The organism is Bifidobacterium sp. SKU (genome assembly GCF_026016405.1).
In the GTDB taxonomy this organism is placed as follows: domain Bacteria; phylum Actinomycetota; class Actinomycetes; order Actinomycetales; family Bifidobacteriaceae; genus Bifidobacterium; species Bifidobacterium bifidum.
This window is the reverse complement of record NZ_CP092890.1, coordinates 472934-489756: the sequence shown is the minus strand read 5'-3', so window position 1 is coordinate 489756 and position 16823 is coordinate 472934. Positions and strand designations below refer to the sequence as shown.

The window sequence follows — 16823 nt, the reverse complement described above, 5'->3', positions numbered from 1 at the left end:
TACCGCACAGCGCTTATCGATGGGGCTGACACTGAGCCGGCCGGCGAGGCCCCGAAAACGCAGCCGGCCCCGCCGATCGGGAACAATGATCGGCGGGGCCGGCATCAGCGGTATAGTCAGCGCAATCGCCTGAAAATCAGCGCACGGCGGAGGTCGGCGTGGTCCCCACGATCTGCACCATGGCGCCGATCGGCAGGAAGTCATACACCCACTTGGCGTCCTCGACGCGCATGTTGGTGCATCCGTGCGACTTCGGAGTGCCGCTGGCGATGCCCGCGGTGTTCCACGGTGCGCCGTGGAAGCCTTCGCCCTGGTTGTAGTATGTGACCCATGGCACGTTCGGCGTGACGTAGCCTTCGCCGCGCATGGTCTGCGACTGGTACTTGGTGTGCACGAAGAACGTGCCGTTGTCGGTCGGCGTGGATGGCTTGCCGGTGGAGACGATGAAGGTCTTCACCAGGGTCGAGCCCTTGTAGGCGTACACTTTCTGCTCGCTGAGATTGATGACCATGTGAGGGTCGCCGTTGGGCGACGTGTAGTCCACCTTGCGGCTTTCGGTCTTGTGGCCGGTCACCTTCACCGTGGCTGTGAGCTCCGCGCCCCTGCCGGCGTTCAGCGCGTCGAGCACCTGCGCGGCGGTCTCGTCGGTGCTTTGGACGGCCACGCCGTCGACGCCCTTCTGCGTCACGGTCAGCACGGTACCGTCGGTGTTGGTGATGTTCTTCTCGACGACCATGTCCTGGTCGAGTTTCTTGGCGAGGTTCTGCGACAGGTATGTCTTGATGGCGTCCTGATCGTATGCCAGCGTGATGGTGCCCTTCTGGATGTCGGGCTTGACCTGGATCCACTTGGCTATCTCATCGGCGGGAAGCGTGAACGTCTTGCCCTTGGAGTTGCCGATGACCAGCGACGACGTCAGTCGCTTGTTGGCGTCGTTCGCCGCGCTCGTGGCGGTTTCGACGGTGATGGGCATGGCGACGTCGGAGTACATGACGGTCAGTTTTTGTGCTTCGCCGGGCTGGGAGACCGCCTTCTTGACGGCCGCGATCACGTCCGACGGGTCGGCTTCCTTGCCCTCGTTGCCTTCCGTGACGATGAACTTCTTGGAGTTGGCGTCGTAGCTGATGTTCGAGGCGACCGCGCGATCCTGCTCCTTGACGAGCTGCTCGGTCAGGTAGGTGCTCAGCTTGTAGTTGTCGGTCGTGGCGGACAGCCGGACGTCCTGCTTGGCGAACGGGTTGATGCGGGTGAACATGTTGCCGGATTTCGCGTCCAGCAGGTTGCGCACGGTCTGCTTGACGTTGACGGTCACGCCGAGTTTGTCGAGGCCCGCCTTGACGTTGTTGCCCTCGGAATCGGTGACGGTGATGGCCGAATCGGACACGGCCTGGTTGACGATGCCGGTGAGCTCGCCTTCGGTCTTGCCCATGACGCTGACGTTGCCGAATCGGACGCCCGGGGCGACGCGGTCCTGGAAATACCAGTTCGTGCCGAAGAATGCGGCCACCAGCAGCACCAGCAGTGCGCCGATGATGCTGAACGCGATGATCATGCCGCGCTTCGGGTTCTTCGTCTTGGCCGCGGACACGCCCTTGCCCAGTGCGGCGTCATCGGCCGGGTTCATGGCGACCGCGGCGAAGGCGACGGTCGCGACGTCGTCCGCGGCGGGACGCTGCGGGGCAAAGGATGAAGTCGCAGGTGCGGCGGGCTGCGGCTCAGGAGCGGCCTCATCGTCCAGCTCGGCCAACGGGTCGAAAGCCTGAGTCTCCTGCGACTCCTGCGTCTGTGCGGAGGCCGCATCCGCCTGCCGCTTCGCCTGAGTCTCCTGGACCAGACCCGCCAGACCGGAAGGCTCAGCGTCAAACGTCGACCCGTCATGAAGGGCGGGCATGTTCAGAGGCGGGATGTTCATCTGATCATCCAGCGGGAAGACTGCCTGCGTGCGCTCATCTTCCTGATTATCGTCTCCCGTGTATTCGTTAGCCATTCCTGTTCCTCTACTTCGACTCTCTGGCTTCACTATAACACCCGGCAGACATACGAATCATTGTCGTGCGGCGCATGTCACAGTTCGCGGCCGTACCACTCCTCAATCATGTACCGGGCGATTGTGGATTTGCCGGGAGCTTCCATACGGCCCTCCGACAATTCGATGGTGTATTCGTCACGGGTCACCCAGCGCGCGGTCTCCGTCTCCTCGCCGTCCACCAGGATGTCGGTGCTCAACGCCTGCGCCTTGAACGCCATCATCAGGGACGCGGGGAACGGCCACGGCTGGGAGCCAAGGTAGCGCACCTCGCCCAGGTCGATGCCGGTCTCCTCCTTGGCCTCGCGTCGTGCCGCGTGCTCAAGGTTCTCCCCCGCCTCGACGAATCCCGCCGAAACGGAGTACAGCAGCGGATTGCGCCAGGCGCTGTTGTGCTGCAAGAGCAGCCGGTCCTGACTGTCCACGATCGCGGTGATGACAGCGGGCTCGATGCGGGGGAACAGCAGACGGTTCCCGTCGCCCGCGTTCGTGCACCGCTGCGACCATCCACCCATCGCCGCCTTGACCGGAGCCCCGCAGGAGGGGCAGAACCGCTGCCCGGCGTACCATATGCTCAGGGTCACCGCGGTCGTGGCCTGTCCGGCCTCGCGGGCGTTGGCGTGCGCGGCGAACCCGCGCAGATCCACCCAGTCGAACCGTTCCACGGCCTGTTCCAGCATGTCCAGTCTGTCAGGCGCGACCGCACCGGGAGCATTGCCGTCGGCATCAAACGCCGCGTCGGCGCCGAGCGACGGCGAAGGAATCGCCGAGGCCGCGCCGGGGGTCGACATCCGAGTGATGTCGAGCGCCACCACATGCTCGTTGCGCAGCGCGCCATACGATCCCAGGAATATCGGCACCACTTCGGGATGGACGGCCAGGGCGGAGCCCGCGTACGCGCCCGGCAGCGTGCTCAGCCTCATGTTCGCGGAGGCATAGTTGACGGCATTGCCCTGACCGCGCGGCACGGCCAGCAGGCCGCCCCGCACCAGGATGACCTTGGTGACGGGGTCGGCGAACAGCGTGTCGAACAGGTCCGGATCTCCGCGCCGGGCGACCTGATAATCGATGTCGCCCTGCGCCAGCGGCAGGAACGGCAACGTCTGGGTCAATGCCAATGGTGAAAACATCACTTCACACTCCTCATGTATCCATCGTCAATCATCGTCGCGGCAGGTCACACCGCCGGCGCCACCGGCCCCACCGCACCGCGGATGCCGTGTCCGGCCGACTGCGCCCGCGATCATTCGCGCAGATGCACGCGTCGCACCAGATCGAGCAACGCGCTCGCCACCTGATCGGGATGCTCGACCGCGCTGAAATGCCCGCAATCCTCGATGACCGTGAAACTCGGCGACGTGCCGGTCATCGCATCGGCGAGCGCCCGCATCGCCGGCCTGGGGCTGAACAGGTCCTTGTCGCCGCACAGCACCGCCGCGGGAGCAGTGACGAGCGGCAGCTGATCGCTGAGGTCAGGCCTGCCGGCGGCCATGCGCTGACGCCAACCCACGCCCTGTGGCGTCTGCTCGCCAATCCAGCGGGCGAACAGCGCCCTGCCCTCATCGGACTGCTTGAAGCTTGAATCGGACGGCGTCGCATCGGCGAAATGCATGACTGGCTTCACGGTTTGCGTCGCCTCGCATTCGCTCGCGCACGCCAGCCGGTTCGCGCGGGCCTCGGGGCCATCGGCGCCCGCTTTCGTGTCGCACAGCGCGAGTCCCGCGACCATGTCCGGATGGCGGCGCTGGATGTCCAGCACCACGTATCCGCCCATCGACAGTCCGGCCCATACGGCCTTGTCGTAGCCGGCGGCACGCACCAGATCGACATAGGCGTCGGCCATCAGGTCGAGCGCGTCCGTGAGCGCCCCGTCGACCGCCACCCGCCCGCTGTCGGCCGGCTCGGGAATCGGCCCGGCCCCGGCGCCCGGCATGTCCGGCGCCCACACCGTCACCGCCGGGTCGCCCGTCTCCCGCGCCTGCCGGGCAATCTGCTCCGCGCAGTCGTCCCACATGCGGTGGTCGACGGGGAATGCGTGCACCAGCACCAGCGGTGTCCCTTCCCCCGTCGCGTATACCGTATTGTTCAGCGTCATCATCGTTGCGCTCCTATATCGTCATCGTTTCATCGACCGGTGTCGGCCACTGTCGTCGGCCGCCGTCCACGGCCCATTCCCGCCGATCATGCCGCCGTCCGGCCGACCCGCGTCCTCTCGCGGACCGGCCGGACGGAGAGACGGCACGTCACAAATCCAGCCAGGCCAACGCCTGACGGACTATACGGTCATGTCCGTTCGTCATCTGCCGGATGAACGTCTCCATCATCTCGCCGCGCGGATCGACCCACTCGACGTCCAGTGTCTCGTCCTGCGGCTTGCAGTCACCGGCGATCGGCACCACATAGCACAGCGTTATCGCATGCTGCCGCGGATCGTAATACTCGCTTAGTCCCGGCGTCGGGAAGAACTCGGCTACGGTGAACGGCTGCAGGCTCTGCGGCAGCATCGGCAGCGCTATGTCGCCCAGATCCTTGGCGACGTTGCGCGCGATGGCCTCGCGGATGCTCTCATGGAACAGCACGCGGCCGGCGATCAGCGTGCGCTCTATGGACCCGTCGTCCGAAACGTGCAGCAAGGAGCCGATCCGGGAGACCCTGCCCAGGTCGTCAGTGCGAATCGGGACGATCTCCACATAGGCGATCGGCAGCTGCCGACGGGCACGACTGATGTCGGCCGGACCGAGCCAGCCGGGCGGATTGCCGTGACCGGACCCGCGGATGAAATCCTCGGGCGTGATGTCATCGAATTCGCCGCGCCGGCGGCCGGCATCGAAATCGCCCTCGTCAGGTACTTCGTCATTCAAAACTGGCATGGTCTTATTATCGCCCAACTCGCGTGACGACAACGTGTCGATTTCGACAAGGATTCCTGAATGCGATGTGAATCACGGAAAACGCGCGATGCGGGCGTCCGCATTCGTCCGTCGGCGTAGTTTGTTGAGTGGTGCTGGGATGCTGGGGGACGACAACGGATGGGAACATCACCATGACAACGAGGGAGGAAACGATCATGGCAACCGTTCAGCTCAATGCGCAGGACTTCGAGAAGACCATCACCGACAACAACCTGGTGTTCGTGGATTTCTGGGCCACCTGGTGCGGCCCGTGCCGCGCGTTCGGCCCCACGTTCGAGGCCGCGAGTGAGGAGAACCCCGATATCGTCTTCGGCAAGGTCGACATCGACGCGAACCAGGATCTGGCCAGCGCGGCCGGCATCCAGGCAGTGCCCACGCTGATGATCGCGAAGCAGGGCCAGATCATCTTCAAGCAGGCCGGCGCGCTGCGCGCCGAAGACCTTGACGACCTGATCGCGCAGGCGAAGGCGCTAGACGTTTCCGCCGCAGCGCAGGATTCGGCCGCTTCCGCCGAATAACCGACGATTCCCGGCGGATTCCGCGTTCGTGCGCCGGCGGCCAGGCGAAGGTGCCACGGGCGCGGGCGGAACGCGGAATCCGCCGGCTCCAAGATTTCACAAGATCGTCATAGTGGTCTAAACTTGGATTTGGTGTGTACTCCGGTGCGGCGCCCACCAGCGTCGACGCATCACCCGCCCGTCGTGATTGACGGCCGGATTCGCCGAGGATTGTCCGTCAATCAAGGAGCATAATGGCCAGCCATCGCAAAACCAATGCACCAACGCTGCTGTCGCTGAGCAAACGCCAGTGGATCCGCATCGTAGCGATCGCCGCGGCGATCGTCATGGTGGTTGCGGCCGGCATCGCCTCCCGAAACTTCTACATCGGTCGTGGCCGCGGAACCACGGTCAACGAATACTCGGCCACCGACCTCGCCGGAAGCAGCGTCTCGCGAAGCAACAACCGTGCGGATCTGCGTGGCGCCGACGCCAACACCAGCTATGTGACGGTGAAGATCAACGGCAAGTCCCGCTTCGTGCTGGGCGACAATTTCACCGACGTAAAATCCGTACTGGACGCGGGCAACATCACGTTGGAGCCGGAAGACAGCGTCACGCCGGCCCTGACCACGAAGGTGGACGAGTCCACGGTCATCTCCATCTCGCGTGCCGACACGCAGGCCGAGACCTCGGAGACCGCCATCGCGTTCAACACGGTCAAGAAGGAGACCACCAGCCTGCCGCAGGGTCAGCAGAAGGTGCAGACCGAAGGTCAGGAAGGCGTGCTGCAGACCACCAGCATGGTCACTCGCTCCGCGGGCAAGGTCGTCTCGTCCACCGTCTTCGCCAAGTACGTCAAGAAAGCCCCTGTCGACAAGGTGATCTTGGTCGGCACCGGTTCCGCCGAAGAGGCGGCCGCGAACACGCTCGGTGACACCGTCCCCTCCGGCGAGAAGCAGAAGTGGGCGCATGACTGGCTGCTGGCGAACGGTTACACCGAGGCCGACTTCACCGCCGCCAACTTCATCATCAATCATGAGTCCGGCTGGCAGACGAACGCCACGAACCCGAGCTCAGGCGCATACGGCCTGCCGCAGGCGCTCCCCGGCAACAAGATGGCATCCGCGGGTGCGGATTGGCGCACCAACTACCAGACGCAGTTCAAGTGGTTCGTGAACTACTGCAACCAGCGCTACGGCTCCATCACCGGCGCCTACGCCTACTGGAAGGCCAACAGCAACTACTGACGGCGGCGCGCTATCGTTTCTTCAACCGGCTCCTGCGGGGGCCGGTTTTTGTTGTCGCAAGACTCACCTATAAAGCCGATCGCAATGCGAGAAGGCCTGACAACTACGAATTGGCCGCAATTGCGTCGTTATGTGCACGCCGAAACGACGAGTACGCGCACATAACGACGCAAAATAACCTGCCGTTCACGGCAGAGCCGACAAGAGTGGGCAGTCTATATGAACCACCCCCAGTCGCTTCGCGACAGCCCCCGCCAGCGGGGGCATTACTCTCGCCCCCGCCATCGGGGGGGGGCTGTCGCGAAGCGACTGGGGGTGGTCAAACAGGATGGCCGACCGCCAATCACCATCTATCAGTCGTCGCTACCTTGCGGGTGGGTCGGCTGGGTCTCGTGACCCCGCGAATCACCGATCTGCGAATCCGTGCTGCCGTTCAGGTCGTCGCCATTGTCGTTCTGGTCGTCCTGTTGTTGTTGCTGTTGTTGTTGCTGGCGCTGCTGCTCCTGCTGGCGCTGCTGCTCCAGATACTTCTGCTGGGCGGTGTACTCGTTCATCGACACGGTCACCGCGTCTCCGGCGTCCTTCACATCGGCGATAGACTGCTGCATCTCGTTCAGATCGGCGTCATCCTGCTGCAGCAACGCGTTCGCCTGATCGATGGCGGACTGCAGCGTGGTCCTGGTCGAGTCATCCAGCACAACGCCCTTGCTGTCATCGTAAATCTTCTGCGCGCCGGTGACGGCCGTCTGCAGTTCATGCTTGATAAACTCGACCTTCTCCGCCTTTCCGTCGTTCACAGCCTTGGTGGCCTTGGCGACGTTCGTCTTCGCCTTGGTGCTGGCGCGCGCGATCTGCTTGTTCTTGCTGGCATTGGCGTTCAGCGTCTCGGTGCCCAACGCCACGTCGCACGAGACCGGCTCGCTGGCCGAGGACGCCTTTGTGACCGCGCTGTTCAGCGTCTCCAGGACGGTCGGATCGGACACATCGCCTTGCGGAATCTGCTGCGCAGGCTTGGCTTCGCTGAGCGCGGACTGCAATTCGGAAAACGCCTTGTCGGCCTTGGTCTTCGAGGTCTTGCACAGGCTAGCCGCCTGATCGAGCTCGTTCTGGTTCTGCATGTGGCGCCACCACAGGAATCCGCCCGTAGCGGCGAGCGCCACGACGACGACCGCGACGACGGCGATGATGATAGCGCGGCGGTGGCCATGTTGCTTTCGAGAACTGCCGTCCGCCTTGCCGCCCGGCTCTCCGCTCCCATGAGGAGGCACCGCCGCGCCCGCCTCAGGCGGCAGTGGCACGGTCTGCGGCGTCATTCCGGCTGTAGGTGGCACGCTCTGCGTGGGCGTAGGGAAAGCACTCAACGGCTGTATCACCATAGTGACGTCGTTGTTGCCTTGCGGCTCTTCCTCCTCCGGCACGGCGGGGATATCGGACACGCCCTCCAGCCCCAGCGGATCGGAGGCAGAGCCATGCACCGGCCGCACGGTGTCCTCCGGTTCAGGCAGGGGAACGTGGGGACTGGGAGCACCATACGATGGGCCGCTCCCCGATGAAGCGTCCTTGACGCCGCCCATCGAGGGGAACATCACGTCGGGGATGTCCCACGCGGGATTGTCGAGGAACTGCATGCCCTCATCATCTGCGGCCTGCTGTCCGGCAGCACCGGCCCCCTCCTGTGCCGCGGGTTCCGTCTTGCCTTCTGCCGCAGTCGGAACCGGGACGTTCCCGATGACACTCGTGGCGGCGCCGGCGGCATCAGCAGCCACGGCATCGCCCAGCGCTACGGCCTTATATTCGGCCGCATGCCGCTCGGCGCCCGGTTCAATGCCCTGCACAGCGTCACGCTCCCCTGTTTCGGGCAGTCCCGCGCCGTCGCCGGCATCGTCCCATTGCATATCACGCTCATGCGCTTCATGCTCGTTCATCATCCGCCCCCGATTCATGTCCGCTTTCCGGGATTCGCCCGGCCTTCTGTTCCCTATTATGGCCGTTTCACCGGCATATTCAACGTTCACGCCATTATATACGGTACCGTCCTGACCATGTCATGCGCCGATACGCCCAAGGTAGCATGTCATCGCCTCCACAGGCCATGAGCATCGTCACCGCGTCACCATCACAACCGCGTTGTCGCCATAGAAGGACCACAAAACGCACGGTCACTGGCGAGAGCCGCGCGACCTGCATAAACTGGATTGGCTACAATGTATTAGACAGTCCGATGAGGGACGAATGACATGAGATTGGAGGCCGACGATGGCCGGCCCGAGGCATCCCCGCCACTACGAGGAGTCGTTCAAGCGGCAGATCGTGCAGCTTTACGAGAACGGCAAGCCGGCGCGCGAGATCAAGGACGAGTACGACATCTCGCATTCCACGCTGCACCGTTGGGTCCAGGGCATCCGCAACAGCGGCTCCACGAAAGCCGCCGACAACCGCACCCCTGAGCAGAACGAGCCGGTCGAGCTGCGCAAGCGCAACGGACAGTTGGAGATGGAGGTGGACGTTTCAGAACAGGCGGCGCCGGTATTCGCACGAAGGTAGCAGTGATACGGGCCAACGCCTCCCGCTGTCCGATATCGGCGCAGTGCAGGATACCGGGCGTTCCCCGCTCCGCCTGCTACCGGATGACCGTGCATCCCGAAGCCGGGCGGGTGGACCCGATCGCCGGCGACGTGCACGCGGTCCGGCGCGACGGCCATGAGCGCTGCGGCGCCGGGAAGATCAAGGCCGCGCTGGAGCGGAGGGGCGTCACCGCCTCCGGAAGGCGCATCGTCAACATCATGAAACGGCGGGGCATGGCGGGCGCGTACGCGCGCAGAACGTCCGAACCGCACAAGACGCGGGCCGACGGGGCCGGGCTCGCGAACATCCTCGGCCGCGAGTTCGACGGCTACGGGCCGCGCGCCCACCTGGCCAGTGACCTGACGTACGTGCGCGTCGGCGGCAAGTGGGCGTACGCGTGCCCGCTCATCGACCTGGCGAACAGGGGCATCGCCGGCCACAGCGCCGACACGGGCCGCGCCGCCGACCTGGTCATGGCCGCGTTCGCCACGCTCGACTTCCCTCTGACCGGGGTGGAGGTGTTCCACACGGACCGGGGCGGCGGGTTCGACAACGCGAGGATCGACGAGCTGCTCGACGTGTTCGACATCAGAGGATCGCCGTCAGGGAAGGGCGACCCGTACGACAACGCCGTGGTCGAATCCACCGACAGGCTCCTGAAGAAGGAGCTCATATACCGGAACCACTACACCAGCCTGGAACAACTACGCTCCGACCCCGACGACTATGTGTGGTGGTCCGACAACCAAAGACTCCACTCCACCCTCGCATACCGGAGCCCGAAGGAATTCACCGAACAAGGACTCGTCCTCTAAGAAACCGTCCAACACACCGTTGCCAATCCACCCTATCGCTCGCCATGGAATCCATGGGCATCGAGCTCGCGCAGACCGCGTCGCTGGCCGACCTGAGCGCCGCGCAGCTCCACTTCCGCAGCAATCCCCTGATGTCGGTACTCACCGCGCAGCTCACGCAGTACTCCACCATCACGAGAATATTCAAGCGCCTGAGCGACATCTTCTTCTCGCTCATCGCGATCATCATCAGTTCGCCGATCATGCTGGTCGTCGCGCTGCTGATCAAGCACGAGGATGGCGGCCCCGTCTTCTTCCGGCAGCAGCGCATCGGCATCTACGGCAAGCCGTTTACGATGTACAAGTTCCGTTCCATGAACGTCAACGCCGAAGCCATCAAGAAGCAGCTCGCCGAGGAATACGGCATGGAGGACCGGTTCGTCTTCAAGCTCAAGAACGACCCGCGAGTCACGCGAATCGGACATTTCATCCGCAAGACCTCGATAGATGAGATTCCGCAGTTCTTCAATGTGCTCAAAGGCGACATGAGCCTCGTCGGCCCGCGGCCGCCGCTGCCGGAGGAAGTGGCGCGCTACGGCACGCTGTATTCGGCCAGATTGCTGGTGAAGCCCGGCATCACCGGTCCGTGGCAGGTGTCCGGACGCAGCAACCTGACGCAGGAGCAGTCCGAATTCGTCGACGTGTCGTACATCCAGAACTGGTCGCTGACCGGCGACATCGCGATCCTGCTCAAGACCGTGGTGGCCGTCGTGCGCGGCACCGGCTCGTACTGACGGAGATGCGGCGGCGCGACTTCCGCACCATCGCATCTCCGCGCCGCCAATATCTGAGTGCTCATATTTTCGTCTCCCCCTACTCAACTTCCGCTTCCTTGCGCCCTCCTCTCTGTGTTCTTCCATTCCACCCCTCCGTGGCCTTCCCTACATTTTTCCTCCGCGCCCTTCTCCCCCAACCTTCTCCCCACGCTTCCACCCGGGTTGCCCACCTGTAGGAGTAGTGTATTGGTCGACAGAAATGATGCATATACAACAATCCCTACGCAGCGAAACAGGGATGACGCATACACAGGCGCATGAGGCGGAACGGAGGAGAATACGGCACAATGACCAATCGCAGCGACAATAACGACAGCAGCACGGAAACCAGCACGAACGGCAAGAACCCGAAGAAAACCCTCGCAAAGCGCGGCGGCACAGCCGGCGGTAAACGCGTATCCACGCTGTCCACGCCGCTCTCCAGCAACGAAAGCTATGTGAACGGCCATCTTTCGCGCGTGGCCCTCGCTTCGCTTGCCATCTTGACGTTCATCACGTTCGTCGGCAACTTCACGCAGCTGCAGCTGTCCGCCGCGCTGCCGACCATCGTATCGGAATTCGGCATCTCCGTGACCACCGGGCAATGGCTCACGTCGATTTTCCAGCTGGTCATGGGCGTGATGGTGCCGCTCACCGCGTTCCTGACGCGCCGCTTCACCACCCGGCAAATCGTCATCGTCTCGATGACCGTGTTCGCTGTGGGATCGCTGCTGGCATGGGTCGGCCCGACGTTTCTGGTGGTGCTGGCCGGCCGACTGCTTGAGGCCGTCGGCACGGGCGTGATGTGGCCGGTGCTGCAGATCACCGTCTTCTCGATCTACCCGCTATCCCGCCGTGGCATGGCCATGGGCGCGGTCGGTATGGCCATGAGCGTGGCCCCCGCGCTGGGGCCGACTTTCGGCGGCTTCCAGACCGACAGTTTTGGCTGGCGTTCGATTTTCTTCACGCTCACGATGATCGGCGTGTTCTGCCTGCTGCTGTCCATCTTCGGGCTGCGTAACTTCGGGACGACCGACGACCATGCCAAAGCCGATTTCTTCTCCGTGGCCATGTCGGTGCTCGGCTTCGGCGGCCTGATGTTCGGGTTCACAAACATCGAATCGTACGCACCGTCGAATCCGATGGTGTGGGGCGCGATGCTTGTCGGACTGTGCGGCATCGTGTGGTTCGTGGTGCGGCAGGTGCGCCGCGCGAAGGCGTATACGGTGGCCGTCCGGCAATCCGTGGACGAGTCGGACACCGCGCAACGCACCACTCCCGAACCGCCGCTGCTCGACCTCGGCGTGCTGCGCAACCGCAGTTTCACCGTCGGGACGATCTGCGCCGCACTCAGCTTCTTCGCATTCAGTTCGATCATGGTGATCATGCCGCTGTATATCCAGAACGACCGCGGCTATTCGGCGACCATCAGCGGACTGGTCATGATGCCCGGCGCATTCGGCATGTGCATCTCGCAGTTCTTCGGCGGCAAGCTGCTCGACCGGCTCGGGGCGAGGCCGGTGGCGCTCAGTGGCACGATGGTGCTGCTGTTCGGCACCATCATGATGAGTCTGATCGACAGCAACACGTGGATCTGGTGGGTATCGATATGGCAGTTCGTGCGCCAGATCGGCATGGGTTTCATCATCATGCCCATCACCACTTGGTCGCTCAACTGCCTCGACCCGACGGAGGTGTCAGCCGGGTCGGCGGTCACCAACACGGTCCGGCAGATCGCGGGTGCGATCGGAGCCCCCGTGCTGGTCATCCTGATGGAGACGCTGATTCAACTGCATGGAGGCGACGCAATCGCCGCGAGCATCTTCGGCACGCAGTGGACGCTGCGAGTCAGCGCGTTCATCGTGTTCATACAGGTGCTCATCGTGCTGTTCGGCGTCAAAGGAGCCGGTGCCGGATCCTCGCGGGACGTGGCGCAGCGGGCCATCGCGAGAATCCGCACGGTCTCGCACCGGTAATCGCAGCAAATTGGCGACTATTGTCACCGGACGATGACAATAGTCGCCAATTTGCGTAGGAACGTCACTGGTAACCGGAATCCAATTGCCAAACATCACGGCTCCGAACGATCCAGAGCCATCAGAGCGCGAAAGCGTCGCTAAGTGCGCGCCGAAATGACAAGTCCGCGCACTTAGGGACGCAAATGGCCCGGTTTGCGTTCCTAAGTGCGCACGGTCGTCGTTTCGGCGCGCACTTAGGAACGCTTTCGTCATATGCCATCCCTAATCCTGCATCTCGGAGCGGAATCCGCGGGAAATCGGCGAGTCTCGGCGTCAGTCGTCCACGTCACGCACGCCCGAAAATCGTAAGCGCGATCAGCAGCACGTTCAGCGCCACGATCAACGCCACCACGATCATGAAGATCACGTGTTTGACCGTCCCGTCGACCCATTCGCCCATAAGCTCCTTGGTGTGCGTATAACGCATCAGCGGAATCACGGCGAACGGAATGCCGATGGACAGCACCACCTGGCCGATGACCAGCGCCTGAGTGGGGTCTTTGGCGAACCACAGCACGATTAGCGCGGGCACCAGCGTGACCACGCGGCACGCCCACATCGGGACGTTGACATGCAGAAGACCACGCATGATCTCGGAACCGGCATACGTGCCGACCGACGTGGAACTCAACGACGAGGCCAGCAGGCCGATGGAGAATATCGTGCCGATCACCGGACCAAGCACCTGCGTGATCGCCCGTTGCGCGCCGTCTATGGAATCCGTGCCGGACATGCCGTGCAACGAGTTCGCGGCAAGCACCAGCATCGCCAGATTCACCGTGCCGGCCAGCAGCAGCGCCCACGTCACATCGATCTTCGAACCTTTGAGCTGCATGGCGATCGACGGCTTATCGCCGTGCGTGTAGTAATGGTCGTTGACCAACGTGGAATGCAGGTAGATGGCATGCGGCATCACGGTGGCGCCCAGAATCGAGGCAGCCATCAGCACCGAATCGGTGCCTTGGAAGCGTGGGATCAGGCCCCGCACCACCGCTGCGGGATCCGGCGGGGCCACGAACAGGCCCGCGATGAACCCGAAGGTGATGACCAGCAGCATCACGATGATGATCCGTTCGAACATGGTCTGCGTCCTGCCGCCCTGGAACCACAGCATCACCGTGGAGGCCGCGCCGATCACCAGGCCGCCAACGAACAGCGGCAAGCCAAACAGCAGATTAAGGGCGATAGCGCCGCCGATCACCTCGGCCAGATCGGTGGCGATGGCGATGACCTCCGCCTGCATGAAAAACATGAACCGTCCCGCGTTGCTCATGCGCTCCCCCAGCAGTTCCGGCAGGCTCTTGCCGGTGACGATGCCGAGCTTCGCCGACTGGTATTGAATCAGCACGCTCATCGCGTTCGCCAGCACCAGCACCCATACCAGCAGGTAGCCGTATCGTGCGCCGGACGTGATGTTCGCCGCTACATTGCCCGGATCGACATAGGCGACCGCGGCCACGAACGCCGGCCCCAAGATGCTGGCGAGCGCATGCTCGTGATGCTGGCGCCCGGACGCTTCCTCGGCATGGCTGCGTTCGATGTCGATCTCTGCATCGGTTTTGTCATCGATCATCTGACGATGCTCTTTCATTCCCTCATTCCTCTCATGCGCCCGACCCCTGGGCGCTACTCGATCCGCCTAATGGTATACACCGCGTTTGTAACAGACCGTCGAATTTCCCGCCACACGACTCCCCCGTTGGGCGGACTGCGGCATTTGTCGAGCGATGGGCTCTATTCCGCCCCTCACTGACTGGGGATCTGTTGCGCGGGGCATGCGCGCAGCACGGCGAGCATCGAACGTTTCTCGCTGGTGGTGACGGTCAGACCGTAATGCCGTTTGACGCCGATCTGCCGCGCGACGTATTCGCAACGATACTCGCCGTTGGTGGGAAGCCAGTAAGCGGCGGAGGCGGATCCCTTGTCCTGGTTGGCGGGGCCATCCACGGCGAGCAGATTGTAAGGGTCATTGCCGAAGCGGTAGCGCTGGGCGGTGGTCCAGTCCCTGGCACCGGATTGCCAGGCGTTTGCGAGCGCCACGACGTGGTCGATCTGCACGGCGGCGCTGGTGTTTCGGCCGCGCACGAACAGGATGGTCTTCCCGGTGTAGGGGTCGGCGAGCGTACCCGAGGAGACTTGGCAGCGCTTGGCTGCGCTGAATATGACATCAGTCAGGTCGCGGGCGAGCACATCGTCGCGCACGTCGCAGCCGTCGCCATCATCGTCGGTGGCGCGGAATCCGAATGAGTCGCGGTCGTAGCCGGTGGAGTCGGGCCGGTCGTCGACCTGCAGCCCGTTCAGCGCGTCCGCCGCCGGGCCGGAGGCAATGTATTCGCCGGTGATCTCGCCGATGGAGGGGCTGATTTTGGGCAACGCCAGACCGATGACGACGCCGAGCAGGGCGGCGATCACCACCAGTATCATAAGACGTTCCAGCGGGGATGATCCGCGGAATCGGCGTTTGCGAAAATGCGTGCGCACGGTCAATTGGCCTGTCGTTGGTTCTGCGGTCAGTCTCGTGGGCTGCGCGGCGGTATCGTCGTCGGCTCAGGCGCGCGGCATAAACCCGGACTCACGCCGCGTACCTTTCTCCCCGCCGGATCAGGCGTAGGAGAACGTGCGAGGGTCGTGCCCCGCGCGTTCCGGACCGTCGAGCGCGTCGATGGCGGCATGTTCATCGAGCGTGAGCGCGAAGCCGAACAGGTCGAGGTTCTGCCGCTGACGTTCGGAGTGCACCGACTTGGGGATGATGATCGTGCCGTTTTCGATGTGCCAGCGCAGGATCACCTGGGCAGGCGACACCTCATGCGCCTCGGCGATTCGCGCGATCGTGCCGTTGCCGGCCTTCAGATCGGCGCCGCGAGCCATCGGGGAGTATGCTTCGACCGCGATGCCATGCTCCTTGCAGAATGCGACGACTTCGCGCTGCTGCCAGGTCGGGTGCAGCTCGATCTGGTTGACCGCCGGCCATTCGCCGGTCTCCTCGTACAGACGGGTCAGATGCTCCGGCAGGAAGTTGCACACGCCCAGCGTCTTCACACGGCCTTCGTCGCGCAGCTTGGTGAACGCCTTCCAGGTCGCTCCGGAACGCCAATTGAACGGAGTCGGCCAATGAATCATGTACATGTCGACGTATTCCAGCTGCAGCAGTCCCAGCTGTCGGTCGAAGGCTGCAAGTGCCATGTCGTACCCCTGCTCGGAGTCGCGCAGCTTGGTCGTGACCCACAGATGACTGCGCTTGCGCCCCTTGTTGAAGCCGGTTTCGGCGAGGGCGCGGCCGACGCCGCCCTCGTTGTTGTAGCCCGCGGCTCCGTCGATATGCCGGTACCCCGCCGCCAACGCCGATTTGACCACGGGAGCGACATCATCGTTCTCGATTCGCAGCAGCCCCAACCCGATTTGCGGAATCACGTTGCCGTCATTGAGTTTGATTCCCGGCACGCTCGCAGCAGCCGCCGCAACGGCGAGATCGCTGGTTCCCAGCATGGTCGTCTCCTTGTCTTCACACTACATCCGGTTCGGAGCATATGCCATGGCGATATGCCGAGCCTCCCTACACCAGTATGCCATCATATCGGATGATCGACATACGATTCGCGATTGGCGGCATCGGTGCAGGGGCCGGCAGACAACGCCGCCGGCCCCTGCACCGATCGATCAGCCGTCATAGCGGCCATCCGGTCACCAGCCCGTCAACGACGCCGCCGGCCGATGAGTACCATGCCACCAGCGATGGCCAGCAGCACGACCAGCCCGCTGACCGCGACGCGCCCGTGGCGGACAGGCCATGCTGGTTCTGCCGGCCACCATGCTGGCCGTGCGGCGCTTCCGTCTTGTCGTCATCCGACTCGCTGGGCTCAGTCGACTCGGCATCACTTGGCTCGGTTGGCTTACCCGGCTCCGTCGGCCCTTCCTTGGCCTTCACGGTGACCGTGCGCTCGGCGGT

The 16823-nt window shown here is 63.6% G+C and carries 14 protein-coding genes and 1 pseudogene; 6 read left to right on the top strand and 9 right to left on the bottom strand.

Annotated elements, in window-relative coordinates; translation table 11 throughout:
• Positions 1-136: 136 nt before the first annotated feature.
• The 4 genes from MMB49_RS02175 to MMB49_RS02160 form a co-directional block, all read right to left on the bottom strand.
• Positions 137-1987: a L,D-transpeptidase gene (locus tag MMB49_RS02175; RefSeq protein ID WP_047271581.1), complete on the bottom strand. Its 1851-nt coding sequence runs from the start codon at positions 1985-1987 to the stop codon at positions 137-139.
• Positions 1988-2064: 77 nt separating this feature from the next.
• Positions 2065-3156 (bottom strand): NAD(+) diphosphatase, encoded by a 1092-nt coding sequence (gene nudC / locus MMB49_RS02170; RefSeq protein WP_013363145.1) that lies wholly within the window; start codon positions 3154-3156, stop codon positions 2065-2067.
• Positions 3157-3269: 113 nt separating this feature from the next.
• Positions 3270-4124: an alpha/beta fold hydrolase gene (locus MMB49_RS02165; protein WP_047271579.1), complete on the bottom strand. Its 855-nt coding sequence runs from the start codon at positions 4122-4124 to the stop codon at positions 3270-3272.
• A gap of 145 nt (positions 4125-4269) precedes the next feature.
• Positions 4270-4896: an NUDIX hydrolase family protein gene (locus tag MMB49_RS02160; protein ID WP_042995968.1), complete on the bottom strand. Its 627-nt coding sequence runs from the start codon at positions 4894-4896 to the stop codon at positions 4270-4272.
• Between the two features lie 197 nt (positions 4897-5093).
• Here MMB49_RS02160 and trxA point away from each other — a divergent pair, with 197 nt between their 5' ends.
• A complete protein-coding gene (gene trxA, locus MMB49_RS02155) occupies positions 5094-5456 on the top strand; it encodes a thioredoxin (protein ID WP_003821172.1) in 363 nt (120 codons plus the stop codon).
• 233 nt (positions 5457-5689) lie between these two features.
• Positions 5690-6685: a G5 domain-containing protein gene (locus MMB49_RS02150; protein WP_047271576.1), complete on the top strand. Its 996-nt coding sequence runs from the start codon at positions 5690-5692 to the stop codon at positions 6683-6685.
• Between the two features lie 353 nt (positions 6686-7038).
• Here MMB49_RS02150 and MMB49_RS02145 read toward each other — a convergent pair whose 3' ends face one another.
• Positions 7039-8613 carry a hypothetical protein gene (locus MMB49_RS02145; RefSeq protein ID WP_229940924.1) on the bottom strand — a complete coding sequence of 525 codons (1575 nt, stop codon included), beginning with the start codon at positions 8611-8613 and terminating at the stop codon, positions 7039-7041.
• Between the two features lie 328 nt (positions 8614-8941).
• On the opposite strand from MMB49_RS02145, the gene MMB49_RS02140 reads away from it, so the two are divergent.
• The 4 genes and pseudogenes from MMB49_RS02140 to MMB49_RS02125 all read left to right on the top strand — a co-directional run bounded on the left by MMB49_RS02140 (position 8942) and on the right by MMB49_RS02125 (position 12835).
• The gene (locus MMB49_RS02140; protein ID WP_047271572.1) at positions 8942-9229 is read left to right on the top strand and encodes a transposase; all 288 of its coding nucleotides are present in this window, start codon (positions 8942-8944) and stop codon (positions 9227-9229) included.
• Between the two features lie 2 nt (positions 9230-9231).
• A complete protein-coding gene (locus MMB49_RS02135; protein WP_198647530.1) occupies positions 9232-10065 on the top strand; it encodes an IS3 family transposase in 834 nt (277 codons plus the stop codon).
• Positions 10066-10094: 29 nt separating this feature from the next.
• Positions 10095-10838: pseudogene (locus tag MMB49_RS02130) on the top strand (sugar transferase); the annotation flags it as partial.
• 329 nt (positions 10839-11167) lie between these two features.
• Positions 11168-12835, top strand: coding sequence for an MDR family MFS transporter (locus MMB49_RS02125; RefSeq protein WP_013363119.1), 1668 nt, complete (start codon positions 11168-11170; stop codon positions 12833-12835).
• Between the two features lie 328 nt (positions 12836-13163).
• Here the strand turns inward: MMB49_RS02125 and MMB49_RS02120 are convergent, their stop codons facing one another.
• From MMB49_RS02120 to MMB49_RS02105, 4 genes are all read right to left on the bottom strand, one after another.
• Positions 13164-14468: an Nramp family divalent metal transporter gene (locus MMB49_RS02120; RefSeq protein ID WP_047271568.1), complete on the bottom strand. Its 1305-nt coding sequence runs from the start codon at positions 14466-14468 to the stop codon at positions 13164-13166.
• A gap of 155 nt (positions 14469-14623) precedes the next feature.
• Entirely contained in the window at positions 14624-15301 is a 678-nt protein-coding gene (locus MMB49_RS02115; protein WP_017143242.1) for an HNH endonuclease family protein, read from the bottom strand.
• Between the two features lie 177 nt (positions 15302-15478).
• Positions 15479-16363 (bottom strand): aldo/keto reductase, encoded by an 885-nt coding sequence (locus tag MMB49_RS02110; RefSeq protein WP_003815359.1) that lies wholly within the window; start codon positions 16361-16363, stop codon positions 15479-15481.
• 178 nt (positions 16364-16541) lie between these two features.
• Entirely contained in the window at positions 16542-16802 is a 261-nt protein-coding gene (locus tag MMB49_RS02105; protein WP_047271566.1) for a hypothetical protein, read from the bottom strand.
• Positions 16803-16823 lie beyond the last annotated feature (21 nt).

What these genes read in the sequence shown, in the direction of transcription:
- trxA (WP_003821172.1), top strand. Translation starts at nt 5,094, where the DNA reads ATGGCAACCGTTCAGCTCAATGCGCAGGACTTCGAGAAGACCATCACC.
- MMB49_RS02160 (WP_042995968.1), bottom strand. Translation starts at nt 4,896, where the DNA reads ATGCCAGTTTTGAATGACGAAGTACCTGACGAGGGCGATTTCGATGCC.
- MMB49_RS02150 (WP_047271576.1), top strand. Translation starts at nt 5,690, where the DNA reads ATGGCCAGCCATCGCAAAACCAATGCACCAACGCTGCTGTCGCTGAGC.
- MMB49_RS02165 (WP_047271579.1), bottom strand. Translation starts at nt 4,124, where the DNA reads ATGATGACGCTGAACAATACGGTATACGCGACGGGGGAAGGGACACCG.
- MMB49_RS02110 (WP_003815359.1), bottom strand. Translation starts at nt 16,363, where the DNA reads ATGCTGGGAACCAGCGATCTCGCCGTTGCGGCGGCTGCTGCGAGCGTG.
- MMB49_RS02145 (WP_229940924.1), bottom strand. Translation starts at nt 8,613, where the DNA reads ATGATGAACGAGCATGAAGCGCATGAGCGTGATATGCAATGGGACGAT.
- MMB49_RS02120 (WP_047271568.1), bottom strand. Translation starts at nt 14,468, where the DNA reads ATGAAAGAGCATCGTCAGATGATCGATGACAAAACCGATGCAGAGATC.
- MMB49_RS02140 (WP_047271572.1), top strand. Translation starts at nt 8,942, where the DNA reads ATGGCCGGCCCGAGGCATCCCCGCCACTACGAGGAGTCGTTCAAGCGG.
- MMB49_RS02175 (WP_047271581.1), bottom strand. Translation starts at nt 1,987, where the DNA reads ATGGCTAACGAATACACGGGAGACGATAATCAGGAAGATGAGCGCACG.
- MMB49_RS02115 (WP_017143242.1), bottom strand. Translation starts at nt 15,301, where the DNA reads ATGATACTGGTGGTGATCGCCGCCCTGCTCGGCGTCGTCATCGGTCTG.
- MMB49_RS02125 (WP_013363119.1), top strand. Translation starts at nt 11,168, where the DNA reads ATGACCAATCGCAGCGACAATAACGACAGCAGCACGGAAACCAGCACG.
- nudC (WP_013363145.1), bottom strand. Translation starts at nt 3,156, where the DNA reads ATGTTTTCACCATTGGCATTGACCCAGACGTTGCCGTTCCTGCCGCTG.